Raw genomic sequence first — 12,411 nt, 5'->3', positions numbered from 1 at the left:
GTATACCGATGAGGAGAAGGGAGCGAGACTATGGCCTTTCCTGAAGCAATGGCAGCAATCCAAAAACACATCAGGGCGGCAGACGCACTCGCTGCGCTGGGCGCAAGAATTGGGGCGGCCTCAGGCCACCTCCGACCAAATGATACTCTTACCTCGAAACTTGACGCTGTCGTCGACGCGTTCGAGCCCAACTTGCTGGACGGCTTGACGGACGAAGAACTGGACGCGCTGTATGGGTTTGTCAGGGCAGCCATGCGCCAAATGCTGCATCTACTAGAACTACCCGACGACGGCAGCTTTGGTTGGTCGTTCGACGACCCCGGCATTCTCGAAACTCAGGGACGTTCATCCCGGCTCGTGACGAAATTGCTGACCGAGTACGCAGCAAAAGAGCCGGAATTCGAGGCCACCCTGTCAAACGCTCCACGGTTTCTTGATGTTGGGAGCGGCGTCGGATGGATTTCTCTTTCCATGGCCCAGCAATGGCCATCGCTTACCGCAATCGGCATAGACATCCTCGGGCCTGCTCTGGACCTTGCCGCTAATAACCTGGAACAAACAGGGCTAACCGATCGCGTCACCTTCAGAAACGAGAACGTCGCCAACCTGAAGGAAAATGCTGCATTTGACGTTATCTTCGTACCGGTCATTTTCCTTCCCGAGGCCATCATTGACCAGACCTTCAAGAACCTTCAACAGGCACTCAAGCCGGGGGGATGGCTGTTTGCGGCCGCATATCGCGTGCCAGAGGATCGCAAGTTGGCTGCTCTCAATGACCTGCGGACGACAATTTCAGGAGGTCGAGCCTGGAGCGACAAAGAACTGGCGACTATGGCGGAGAACGCCGGGCTTGTTTCGGTTGGAGATATCGCCGCTGGATCGCCACTTCATCTTTGGACGTCCCGCCGTGAAACCTAGAGTGAGCCAGTGAGCGCTTTGTCCGCGCAGCAGACGCTCACGAGAATACTGCGAGCGTCCGCACCGAGCCCAAAGCAGAACGTTAGAATTTATCAGTTTGCCACGCAGCAACAGATAAGCTGCCGAACTCAGCGAAAACTGGAGTAGTAACAATCAGCGTTGAAACCTGTTATTTTGCTGATTGTTTCGAGACGGCCCTTTGATCTGTAAGCTGACGCTGTTGTTACATCGTAGCCATATTCCCGCTTTAAGATGATCGGTAAGCCAACAGCGAATTGATGCATGTGGAGGATTTCTGCGTTTGGGTCCTTGATTGCATTTTTCGGGGATTTTTGCAGGGCGCGCTCCCGAAAATCAGAGTAACTCCGCCCACCATTCACCGTTTGATTGGCAAGGTTCTGAAACCTTGGACCAAGTTTGGCGTCCTTGAAAAAGTCGGTGCCGAAACTTCTAGCAACTAGCGCGTAACCATAGGCGCTTTCTGCTCCCAGAGTGTGATACCAATAGCCGCGGTAGCCGCGAAATGAGTTTTCTTTCAGCATGCCTTGGGCATCTATCTTTTTGATGAAAGAGGAGCGGCGCTTGCGTATTTCGCTTTTGGCGAGCCGTGCATCACGTTTCCACCTAGCGTAGGCAAGCACGCCCAAACCATAGTCTCCAAATTCATACAATCCGTCACTTTGCGCGCCGTTTGACGCCAGTGGGGAAATGAATTTCTTGTAGATCTTGTCAAAGTACGTATCCAGAATTCGTTTCTGGTCTGGTGTTGCGTACTCCTCAAGCACAATGGCCGAATACAACATTGCAACGCCAGTATACCCGGTGTGTTGCACAACATGCAGTGGACATGGTCGGTCGCTTCGGCCACCTTTCCAGCACTCCACTTTTTTTGCGCTATTATATGATGGGGCATTAAGCAGGGCGTTCGCTTGCGCAAGATTGACCAGAGTGCCCAAGATTTTTTTGCCGGCCGTGGCGTCACCTTTTGCCGCCGCGCCATATGAAACTTCTAAGAGCTTTGTCCACCTTTTGGAGAAGGCATCGTGGTTGACGTTCAGAGAATTGGTGCTCGTCATGCTCGCCGAACTTAGTGCTGAAATCATCTTAAGGTCACTGTTCAGGCGAGATGAAGAAAAAAACTTCGAGCATGCAGAGCCTTGCAGGCGTTCAGCGAAGAAGTCCGTTGGGAACGTCACGTTTTGCGCGCTTGCCGACGTCGAAATAATCGACGACGCGACAAAAACGGATAAGATCCAATGTCTAAAGAAAAATTGCATTATGCTTCTTCAGGTTCCCCGTATTCAAAGAATTGGAATATATTGATACTTACAACGTCAAAGGCCCGCTTTTTTTCATTTAGTACTATCCACGCGCTCAATTTCCAAAATATACCCTCGTGCTGAGCCGGCGCCATTTGCATCGTCCCAATACGGTGAAGGCTGGTGAACGTAATTGTGGAACCGAACGACGTCCGAGTTCCCACCATGATTGTTTGGCTGGCCTTCTGACCAGTTCGAAAACGTAACCGGTTCGCCGCTGATCAGCGCCCACCCACCGTCTGGCTCAATGGCCCCTTCTTCCTGATATGTGCCGATCCAAGGTCCGAAAGCTTGCCCATCCTGATGCATATCCCACAAGCGCTCATCGTTCTTAATGAGTTCGAAAACAAAACTGTTCTCCGCTTCGGATGTAATGGAGGCTAAATAGCCACCCCTTTTTTTAGCATCTGCAACAGCTGACTGCCAGGAACTGCCCCATGTCAAAATTGCATAATAGGAATGTTCATTCCATTCTCCTGATGCAACAACGTCAGACATCTGAGGCAGTGGAGGTGCATCCAGGTTGCTTTCAGACGTCCACGGCGGCGATCCACCAGAAAGCGTTGTAGTGCTGTCACGAGCAGTAAGAACATACACAAGACCCAAGCAGGCGGCAGCGAAAAAGGCACCTCCCGCGGCCAGAATGCGCAGCTTGTTTTCTTTGCGCGCACTGACATCTTGGATGCCCTCAACGTTGTAAGCGCGCACCGGACGATCAATGTTTCTTAGTCGCTTGGTTCCCATAGCACGGAACCCAAGGGACAGCTTGCCTTGTATCTGGTCGTGTACCTCGCCAGACAAGCAGATCCCACCGGGTTCAGCGAGGCTTTCTAGTCGAGCGGCCACATTTACGCTGTCACCTAAAAGGTCACCATCTTGAAGGATCACGTCTCCGACATTTATCCCGATGCGAAACTGAACTTGTGAAGACGACGGAACGGAGAGGTTGCGTGTCCGAATTGCTTCCTGAATTTCAACGGCACATCGCACCGCTTCGACAGAGCTCGCAAATTCAGCAATAATGCTATCGCCAGCGGTGTTGGCAATCCGACCACCAAAGTTCTCAATAAGCGCATCAGTCACTGATCTATGCTCTAAGAGCATTTTAGCAGTGCCTTCTTCATCGACGCTGGTAAGACGACTATATCCGGCCACGTCGGCAGCCAGTATGGCTGCAAGACGTCTTGCAATCTTGTTAGTACTCGCTTGCGTTTCGTTATCTTGCGGCAAAATTCATTTTCTTATGATGCAATGGGATGCAATGGTAAGTGTGTTACGTTCGCGACTGACGCTTACAAAAAATACCGAGACCAAATCGAAAATCTAGCGCTTTCTTATTTCCAGCTCCCGCAGTTTTCCAATGATAAGGCGTTCGTCTAACTTTTTGCTTCGAGGTGAATGCCAGCTAAGTCCGCTGAGCTGACCTATGTCGCGTTGATCAGCCCCACCTGAGTGGTCCAGTTTGACTGTTAGTGCATAGTCGGCCTCTGGTCCATCGGGACGACGGTTTCCGGGGCCGGTGGGCGGCAACCCAGGGCGCTGATCGTGCGCCCCGATGTTCCCTATTCCGGCGACAAGCGCTGGCCGGGGAAAGCGCCGGTCGACCGTTCCACGCGCTGCCGTCTGATTGAACTGCGTGAACATGCATGCAAGATGGAATGATCTTGCAAGGAAGCATGCCGATGACCGAGACCCCAAGACTGTTCCAGCCCCTGAGGATTCGGGGCGTCGAAACCCGCAACCGTGTCGTCATCTCGCCGATGTGCCAGTACTCGGCGCATGAAGGGCACATGGATGACTGGCATCTTGTGCAACTCGGCCGCTTCGCGATTGGCGGCGCCGGCATCGTCTTTACCGAGGCGACCGCCGTGCAAAAGGCCGGGCGCATCACGCACGGGTGCCCCGGGCTTTGGGCCGACAGCCAGATTCCGGGTCACGCAAGGATTGCACAATTCGCGCTGCGGAACGGTGCCATTCCGGCGCTCCAGCTTGGGCATGCGGGGCGCAAGGCAGGGATGCAGCGGCCGTGGTTCGGCAATGGCCCTCTGAACGACGCGGATATCGCCCGCGGCGACATGCCCTGGACGCCGGTCGGGCCAAGCGCGCTACCTGTTGCCGATGGCTGGCCCGTTCCGCATGAGCTGCCGGTGTCCGAGATCAAGGCCCTGATCGACGATTACGTGTCCGCGACGCACCGCGCGCGAGAGGCCGGCTACAGGATAGTTGAAATTCACGGCGCCCACGGTTACTTGCTGCACAGCTTTCTGTCGCCGCTCTCGAACAGGCGCAAGGACGCCTATGGCGGGGATTTGACCGGGCGCATGCGGCTTGCCCTCGAAATCGCCGAAGCGGTGCGCGGCGCCTGGCCGGAAGACCTGCCCTTGTTCTTTCGCACCTCGGCGGTCGACGGGTCGCCCAATGGGTGGAGCCTCGAGGACACTGTTGTGCTGGCGCGTGCGCTCAAGGACATTGGCGTCGACGTGATGGATTGTTCCTCAAGCGGCATCGCCGGGGCCGCAACGGCAAGCGGCTCGCAAAAGCGGCAACCGGGTTTCCAGGTTCCCTATGCTGATCGCGTCCGGAACGAAGTCGGCATGGCAACGATGGCCGTGGGCCTGATAACGCACCCTTTGCAGGCCGAAAACATCCTTGCTGACGGGGCTGCGGATCTTATCGCCATCGCGCGCGAGGCGCTGGTCGATCCGCAATGGGCGCTTCATGCCGCCAGAGATCTGGGCCACGACACCGACTTTACGGAATGGCCCGTACAATCGGGCTGGTGGCTCGCCAGCCGTCAAAGGACATCGGATTTCTATAAGCCTTGAAGTCGTGAACTTCTCGTTGGTGAGCGCTTTCTGGTTCACAAAAAGGAGCTTTCGGAGGGGCTGCATATCTTACCTTGCCGATGAACCGTTTTGGTTATGCAAAAGCACGGAGCAAGATACTGAAGTCGCTAGCCGTGTTGCCCGGGGTGATAACGCATGGTGCTAGGTCAGCGCTTCGCTATGTGGGATGTCGCATGCCACCCGTTCGGGGCTCAGGCAAGGTAGGAATCTGTATTGGTTACAGTCGCGTAGCTGCCGTTCAGCGCCCCCATAATAGTGGCGTGAACAAATTCGGCCGGCACTGTAACGTTCCCAAAAGAGGTTTCCTTCGCGCCGCAAGCATCTTCTATGACGGTCACATCGAACCCGAGGTCGCGTGCTGCGCGTGCCGTCGCGTCGATACACATCTGTGACATCGCTCCGCAAATCGTGACGCTGGTTACCCCCGCATCGCGAAGCAGAGCTTCCAACCCGGTATCGTGAAAGCTGTTGGGTCTGTGTTTCAGAACTGTCGTTTCATCACCTTGCGGTGAGACTGTATCATTGATCCTTGCGCCATCCGTACCTGCGACGAAGAACGGCCCACCTTGCGGCATTTCATGGTGCACATGGACAATCATCTCCTTTTTCGTCCGGGCTGCCTTCAGGAGCCGTGCTGCATTGACAGCAGCCTCTGCCATATTGGCAACGGGCCATTTTCCACCTTCGAAATAATCATTCTGGATATCCACAAGTATTAGAGCAGTCTTCATGCTTGGGCCTCTTCCTCGGCAGGTTGCGTGCAATAAGCAAGGCATGATGCAACGAAGTTGCCTGCGGTCAAGCCTGACGCTGCCGTGCGATCGTGTTCTGGTTGTCGAACACCATGTGGATCATCTCGGGCGTTTCGGTCAGCCGTGTACCGTCCATAGGCGTTGTGCCTTACTTTTCGGAATGCGCCATAAGAGAAGTTGCTGATAGGCAAATCGAGATCGCGCCCAGTAAGCGGTAGAGGTTTCGGTTCATATCCCAGCCCCGTCATAGAATTGTGGGCGACCGGCGCGGAGTGGCCGGTCGCTGTGTTCCGAGGTTCAGTTCGGCATCATCGCGCCAATTGCGTACATGCCGTCCGATCCCTTCACGAGCATAAGCGTAACCTCGTCGCCCGCGGCAATCTCACCCATCATTTGGGCGTTATCGAGAAGCGGCAAATCCATCGTCATCGCTGGCCAGCCGATCTCCGGGATTGGGCCGTGGCTGACATTGGCCATGCCGTCGCCGATCGAGTTAACGACGGCCTTTGCGTGTACGGCGCCTTCCATCTGTTCGGACGACATTGGCATGTTGGAATGGTCCATATTGCCGTGGTTCATCTGAGCGAGGGCCGGCAGGGTCGTGAAGGCCAGGAGGCCGAGCGTTGCAGTCAGTTTCTTCATTGTAAACTCCAGGAGTTCAGGTTGCAGTTTCGATTATTCGGCAGGCGCTGAATGTTCAGGCCGCAGAACGAGGGGGCCGATCTCGCGGTTGACACGGGGCAGTGCCAGCATCTTCCAAATCACGAAGATCGAAGGGATGACGAAAAGGGTCAGCAGGGTCGCGGTGACCATGCCGCCGATCATCGGGGCCGCAATCCGCTGCATGATCTCGGAGCCGGTGCCGGTGCCGTACATGATCGGGATGAGCGCCGCGAAAATCGTGGCCACCGTCATAACCTTGGGCCGGACCCGCAGAACCGCACCTTCGAAGACGGCCTCCTCGATGTCGTCCCGAGTCAGCTTTCGGTTCTCCGCCTGTGCGAGCTTGCGGCGCTTCTCCCAAGAAAGATTGAGGTAGAGAAGCATCACGATGGCGGTCTCGACCGCGACCCCCGCGAGCGCAATGAAGCCGACGAGCACTGCCACAGAGATGTCGAAAGCGAGATACCACAGGAACCAGACGCCCCCGGCCAACGCCAACGGCAGGGCCGCGAGGATGATGCTCACCTCGATGATCCGGTTGAAGGCCATGAAGAGCATCAGCGTGATGATCAGAAGCGTCGCAGGGGCCACGATAGTGAGCCGCTCTTGCATCCGTTCGATGTATTCGTACTGGCCAGACCAGGTGAGCGAATAGCCCGGGGGCAAGGTGACCTCTTCGGCTACTCGCGCACGGGCCTCAGCAACATAGCTGCCGAGATCGCGCCCTGCGATGTCGATGAAGACGAAGCCGGTGCGCCGGGCGTTCTCGGACCGGATCATCCCCGGACCGTCCACGATGCGGATGTCGGCAAGTGCCGCGAGCGGCACATGGGCACCCGAGGGTGTGACCACCGGCAAGGTTTCGAGCCGCTCGGGGCTGTCCCGCCAGGACTGTGGGTAGCGCAGATTGATCGGGAACCGTTCTAGCCCTTCGACGGACTCCGACACCTGCATGCCACCGATTGCCGTCTGAACAACCTCCTGCACGTCCCGGACGCTCATCATGTAACGGGCGGCCGCCTCTCGTCTCACGTCAATCTCGATGAAGCGCCCACCGATGGGTCGTTCGGCATAGGCCGAGGCGGTGCCATCTATCCCTTTTACCGCTTCTTCAACGGCGACACCGATTTGCTCGATGACGTCTAGATCGGCGCCTGAGATTTTCACGCCGACCGGCGTCTTGATCCCCGTCGCCAGCATGTCGATCCGGTTCTTGATCGGCTGGATCCACACATTCGTGACGCCCGGCACCTGAACCACACGGTCAAGTTCGTCGCGGATCCTCTCCATCGTCATTCCGGGGCGCCATTCCTCCTCGGGCTTCAGCTGGATCGTGGTTTCGATCATCGTCAGCGGCGCCGGATCGGTTGCCGTGTCCGCGCGTCCGAGTTTGCCGTGCACCGTCTCCACCTCGGGGATGGTTGCGATCAGCCGATCAGTTTGCTGCAGGACCTCGCGCGCCTTGCCGATCGAGACACCGGGGTAGAGCGACGGCATGTAGAGAAAGTCACCCTCGTTCAGTTCCGGCATGAACTCCGAACCGAGGCGCTGGAGCGGATACCACATCGAGGCGACGACCGCGGCGGCCAGCAGCGTCGTGGCCCAGGGCCAGGCGATGGCCGCGTCCAGGAACGGGCGATATGTCCAGACAACGAGGCGATTGAGGGGGTTCTTGCGTTCGGGCAGGATCCGACCGCGAATGAAGTATCCCATCAGCACCGGCACCAGCGTGATCGACAAAATCGCCGCTGCCGCCATTGCATAGGTCTTGGTATAGGCCAGCGGCTTGAACAGCCGTCCTTCCTGATTTTCTAGAACGAAGACCGGAAGGAAGCTCACCGTAATGATGGCAAGCGAATAGAAAAGCGCAGGTCCAACTTCGGATGCGCATTCCTGCACGATCCGCCAACGGTTCTCAGCCGTCAGCTTCTCCTTTTCGAGCCGACGGTGCATCGCCTCGATCATCACGATGGCGGCGTCGACCATTGCGCCGATGGCGATGGCGATGCCACCCAGCGACATGATGTTGGCGTTCACGCCCTGGGCCTTCATCAGGATGAAGGCCGCGAAAATGCCCAGAGGAAGCGACAGTAGGATCACCAGCGACGAGCGCAGGTGCAGAAGGAACGCGGCGCAGACCAGCACCACCACGATGAATTCCTCGGTCAGCTTCTTCTGCAGGTTCTCGATGGCCCGTTCGATCACCCCGGAGCGGTCGTAAGTCGTGACGATCTCGACGCCCTCGGGCAGGTTTGGGCGCAGTTCTTCTATCCGAGCCTCCACCGCCTTGATCGTGGCCAGTGCGTTGCCGCCCCAGCGCAGGATCACAACGCCGCCCACAGCGTCGCCTTCGCCATCGAACTCGCCGACGCCGCGTCGCATCTCCGGCCCGAGCCGGATCTCGGCCACGTCGCCGAGCGTCAGCGCGGCACCTCGCTTATTGACCATCAAGGGCGCGCTGGCGAGGTCCGAAAGCTCGTCAATGTAGCCCGACGAGCGGATCATGAACTCCGCTTCGCCCATCTCGATCACGCTGCCCCCGGTCTCCCTGTTTGCGGCCTGGATCGCTCCGCGCAGCTGCGCGAGCGTGATGTCATAGGCTCTGAGCTTGTTTGGATCGACGACAACCTGGTACTGCTTGACCATCCCGCCGATGGTGGCGACTTCAGAGACGCCTTCGACTGCCTGCAGCTCGTATTTCAGGAACCAGTCCTGAAGCGTGCGGAGCTGCGACAGGTCATGGTTCCCGGTGCGGTCGATCAGGGCATATTGGTATATCCACCCTACGCCCGTCGCATCCGGGCCGAGCTGCGGGGAGACGCCCTCGGGAAGACTTCCGGTAATTTGGCCGAGATATTCCAGCACCCGCGAGCGCGCCCAGTAAAGATCAGTGCCGTCCTCGAAGACAACATAGACGAAGCTGTCCCCAAAGAACGAAAAGCCGCGCACGTCCTGCGCGCCTGGCACAGCCAGCATCGCCGTGGCCAGTGGATAAGTGATCTGGTTCTCGACCACCTGCGGCGCCTGACCCGGATAAGGCGTGCGCACGATCACCTGCACGTCGGACAGGTCGGGGATCGCGTCCACCGGTGTCTCGCGGATGGCCCAGACTCCGGCCGCCGCCATCATGAGCGCGAGCGCCACGATGATGAAGCGGTTCGCAATCGAGGCGCGGATGATAGCCGGAATCATTGAGAGACACTCCGAGCGGCGGCAGTGCCCACGAGGGTCATCGAGAAGTCGGGGTTGCGATGCAAAAGCAGGATGAGTTCTTCACCTGTGGGCAAGGCAGTCGGATCAATGTCATCAGCGATGGCGAAATCCATGGTCATGCCCGGCATGCCGATCTCGACCATGGGTCCATGGGTGATGTTGGCCATCCGAGCGTCCGGGTCGACTGCGTTGATGGTGCCCGAGACCTCCATCGGCGGTTGCACGGGCTCAGCCCCCGCCAAAACCATCGTCATGCCGTCTGGGCGCGCAAAGGTAAGCGACACTTCCATCCCGGTCGGCAAAGAGGTCGGGTCGAGATCGGTATCGACGGAAAACTCCATTGTCATCCCTGGCATCCCGATCTCCATGATCGGCCCGTGGGTTATGGTCGCCCGCCCGGCCTCGGCATCGACGGCGTCGATGGTACCGGTGACGGTGATTGGCGGCGCACTCGGGACGACAGGCTCGGCGGCCGCCAGCACCATGGTCATTCCATCCGGCCTTGCGAAGGTGAGGGTCATCTCCTGATCTGTTTCGGTTCCAGAGAGGTCCAGTTCCGGGGCCACTGCGAATGCCATCGTCATGCCTGGCATGCCGATTTCAGTGATCGGTTCGTGGGTGATCGTTGCCTGTCCCGTTGCCGGGTTGATGGCGTCAATCGTTCCTGAAACGACGATTGGAGGAGCCGCCGCGGTCGGCGTCTCGTCAATTTCCTCCACCGCCGGTGCATCTTCGCCCTCGGCGCGCACCGCGATAATGGAGAACATGCCGTTCTCATCCTTGGCGAGATCGAACTCGATTGGCGTATCGAGTGGCACGCTCGCGGGATCGATGCCGGCCAGATCAAGATCCATCTGCATGGCAGGCCAGCCCAGGTCTGGAATAGGGCCATGATCGAGCGTTAGCTTGCCTTCGGGCGTCACGGCCAGCGCCATACCTGTTCCCGTCGCAGCGACACCATCATCGGGACCCAGTTCGATCAGGCCAAGCAGACCGTCGGCGCCGCGTGCGGCGCGGAACGACACCTCCTCTCCCTCCCGCAGCCGGTCCAGCGACACGTCCGCGCGCACCGGGAACTCGGACGTCATTGCCGGCCAGTCGAGGCTTTCCAGGGCACCATGGCGAAGCGTCGCGACCCGCCGGTCACGGTCCAGCGCGACAAGCGTGCCTGTCCCACGAGCCGGCTCTTCATCGGTCGGCGCCATCCGCATGAAGCCCGCACTCAGGGCGCTTTCGCTGTCGATCAGAAATTGCGCCGAGGCGACGACCTCCTCACCCGGAGGCAAGCCTTGTAGGATTTCCGTGCGGCCACCTTCTCCGAAACTGTCGCGAAGGCCCGTCGTGACGAGCCGCGGCCGGAATGTTCCCTCGCCCGTCTTCAGGATGACCCGCTCCGCCGATCCGGTGCGGATCACAGCCTCGGACGGAACTGTAAGTGCCTGACGGCTTGTATTGGGAAGGAGGCTCACGTTGCCGAACATGCCGGGCCGAAGCAGGCCTTCCGCATTGTCGAACCGCAGGCGGACGGGAAGAGTGCGCGTGCGCGGGTCGAGCTCGGGATAGATGTAGTCGATCCGGCCCTCGAAGATCCTGCCGGGAAGATGCTCGAAGCGGGCGACAGCAGTCATGTCTTCGGACAGGCGCGAGATGTCACGCTCGAACACATCCACGATCAGCCAGACTTGGCTCAGATCGGTGATCGAGACCGCCTGGGTGCCGGGTTGCAGGAACATGCCATCCGCAGCCTCAAGGGCCACCACGATGCCATCTCTTGGAGCTTCTACGGTGATGCGGCGCGCAATTTCGCCGGATGCCTCGATCTCTGCAATCTGTCTGTCGGTAGCCCCATGGCTGCGCAATTTGTTACGCGCAGCCTCAAGGGACAGGCCGGTGCCTCGCTCAAGCGAGCGCAGGAAATCGAAGCTCGCGACGCCGAATTCCGGAGAAAAGAGCTCGAACAGCACGTCGCCTTTTCGTACGACGTCGCCAACCGCCCTGACGTTCAGAACCTCGATCCATCCATCGACGCGCGTGTGGACATGGCTGGTCAGATGCTCGTCGTAGCTGACAAATCCGACGGTTTCGATCCTTGGCGCCACATCCGTCATCCGAGCTAGCGCGGTCCGTACCCCGATGGCGTTGATCTCGGCCGCGCTGAGCGAGACCTCCGAAGGGTCGTCGGAAGGTTCCTGCCCGGCATAAACCGGGATCAGATCCATTCCCATGGGCGACTTGCCCGGGCCGGGTTGCCGGAAATTCGGGTCCATCGGAGCGACCCAATAGAGGATCTCCGGACCGTCCGATCCCCCGGTATTCTCCGGATTAAGGTAGAACCTCTCTAGTGTGATGCCACCTGCGGTGCCGCCCGCCAAGGCAATAATCGCGAGAGCCGTGTAGCGTCCACGCATTGCAACCTCCTGACAGCCGATCCGCTGTGGATCGGCCAAGAAATCAAGATGAACCCGAACCGCTAAAAGGCTCGGGTCCGCAAGAACCTGTCAGGAAAGTCGGGGAGGGCGTTCAGGCAGAGGGGTGTCGATCGAAGGTCCGACCAGATTTGTCATCCGCTGAGCGCAGGCGCTTCGGCTGTGATCAGTGGCCAGTAGAATGTCGGAATGTTGAAATTCAGAAAGGCAGCAAGCCGATACATGGCAGTTTGACGCGGCCTTGCTCTCGGGTTCACAGCATTCTGCGTTGGGG

At 58.4% G+C, this 12,411-nt stretch carries 8 protein-coding genes; 2 read left to right on the top strand and 6 right to left on the bottom strand.

The window, feature by feature from the left end:
- Nucleotides 1-30: 30 nt before the first annotated feature.
- Complete coding sequence (locus tag AC2FMM_RS09805) at nt 31-918, top strand: SAM-dependent methyltransferase (RefSeq protein WP_496796454.1); 888 nt, start codon at nt 31-33, stop codon at nt 916-918.
- Between the two features lie 128 nt (nt 919-1,046).
- On the opposite strand, the gene AC2FMM_RS09800 is transcribed toward AC2FMM_RS09805, so the two are convergent.
- Entirely contained in the window at nt 1,047-2,195 is a 1,149-nt protein-coding gene (locus AC2FMM_RS09800; protein ID WP_496796453.1) for a hypothetical protein, read from the bottom strand.
- A gap of 75 nt (nt 2,196-2,270) precedes the next feature.
- The gene (locus tag AC2FMM_RS09795) at nt 2,271-3,467 is read right to left on the bottom strand and encodes an adenylate/guanylate cyclase domain-containing protein (RefSeq protein WP_496796452.1); all 1,197 of its coding nucleotides are present in this window, start codon (nt 3,465-3,467) and stop codon (nt 2,271-2,273) included.
- A 452-nt stretch (nt 3,468-3,919) separates the two neighbouring features.
- Here AC2FMM_RS09795 and AC2FMM_RS09790 point away from each other — a divergent pair, with 452 nt between their 5' ends.
- Nucleotides 3,920-5,062 carry an NADH:flavin oxidoreductase/NADH oxidase gene (locus AC2FMM_RS09790; protein ID WP_496796451.1) on the top strand — a complete coding sequence of 381 codons (1,143 nt, stop codon included), beginning with the start codon at nt 3,920-3,922 and terminating at the stop codon, nt 5,060-5,062.
- 212 nt (nt 5,063-5,274) lie between these two features.
- On the opposite strand, the gene AC2FMM_RS09785 is transcribed toward AC2FMM_RS09790, so the two are convergent.
- The 4 genes from AC2FMM_RS09785 to AC2FMM_RS09770 form a co-directional block, all read right to left on the bottom strand.
- On the bottom strand, nt 5,275-5,814 hold the full coding sequence (locus AC2FMM_RS09785) for a cysteine hydrolase family protein (RefSeq protein ID WP_496796450.1): 540 nt from the start codon (nt 5,812-5,814) through the stop codon (nt 5,275-5,277).
- Between the two features lie 318 nt (nt 5,815-6,132).
- The gene (locus AC2FMM_RS09780) at nt 6,133-6,477 is read right to left on the bottom strand and encodes a copper-binding protein (protein ID WP_496796449.1); all 345 of its coding nucleotides are present in this window, start codon (nt 6,475-6,477) and stop codon (nt 6,133-6,135) included.
- 33 nt (nt 6,478-6,510) lie between these two features.
- A complete protein-coding gene (locus AC2FMM_RS09775) occupies nt 6,511-9,690 on the bottom strand; it encodes an efflux RND transporter permease subunit (protein ID WP_496796448.1) in 3,180 nt (1,059 codons plus the stop codon).
- A complete protein-coding gene (locus AC2FMM_RS09770; RefSeq protein WP_496796447.1) occupies nt 9,687-12,119 on the bottom strand; it encodes an efflux RND transporter periplasmic adaptor subunit in 2,433 nt (810 codons plus the stop codon). The genes AC2FMM_RS09775 and AC2FMM_RS09770 overlap by 4 nt, the downstream gene beginning before the upstream one ends.
- Nucleotides 12,120-12,411: the final 292 nt, after the last annotated feature.

The organism is Ruegeria sp. BHSC043, from assembly GCF_059612985.1.
Note: the sequence above shows the minus strand (reverse complement) of the source record. Positions and strands in the feature narration are given on the sequence as shown.

Coding starts and splice junctions, on each gene's coding strand:
- AC2FMM_RS09805 (WP_496796454.1), top strand. CDS start 31: ATGGCCTTTCCTGAAGCAATGGCAGCAATCCAAAAACACATCAGGGCG.
- AC2FMM_RS09800 (WP_496796453.1), bottom strand. CDS start 2,195: ATGCAATTTTTCTTTAGACATTGGATCTTATCCGTTTTTGTCGCGTCG.
- AC2FMM_RS09790 (WP_496796451.1), top strand. CDS start 3,920: ATGACCGAGACCCCAAGACTGTTCCAGCCCCTGAGGATTCGGGGCGTC.
- AC2FMM_RS09785 (WP_496796450.1), bottom strand. CDS start 5,814: ATGAAGACTGCTCTAATACTTGTGGATATCCAGAATGATTATTTCGAA.
- AC2FMM_RS09780 (WP_496796449.1), bottom strand. CDS start 6,477: ATGAAGAAACTGACTGCAACGCTCGGCCTCCTGGCCTTCACGACCCTG.
- AC2FMM_RS09775 (WP_496796448.1), bottom strand. CDS start 9,690: ATGATTCCGGCTATCATCCGCGCCTCGATTGCGAACCGCTTCATCATC.
- AC2FMM_RS09770 (WP_496796447.1), bottom strand. CDS start 12,119: ATGCGTGGACGCTACACGGCTCTCGCGATTATTGCCTTGGCGGGCGGC.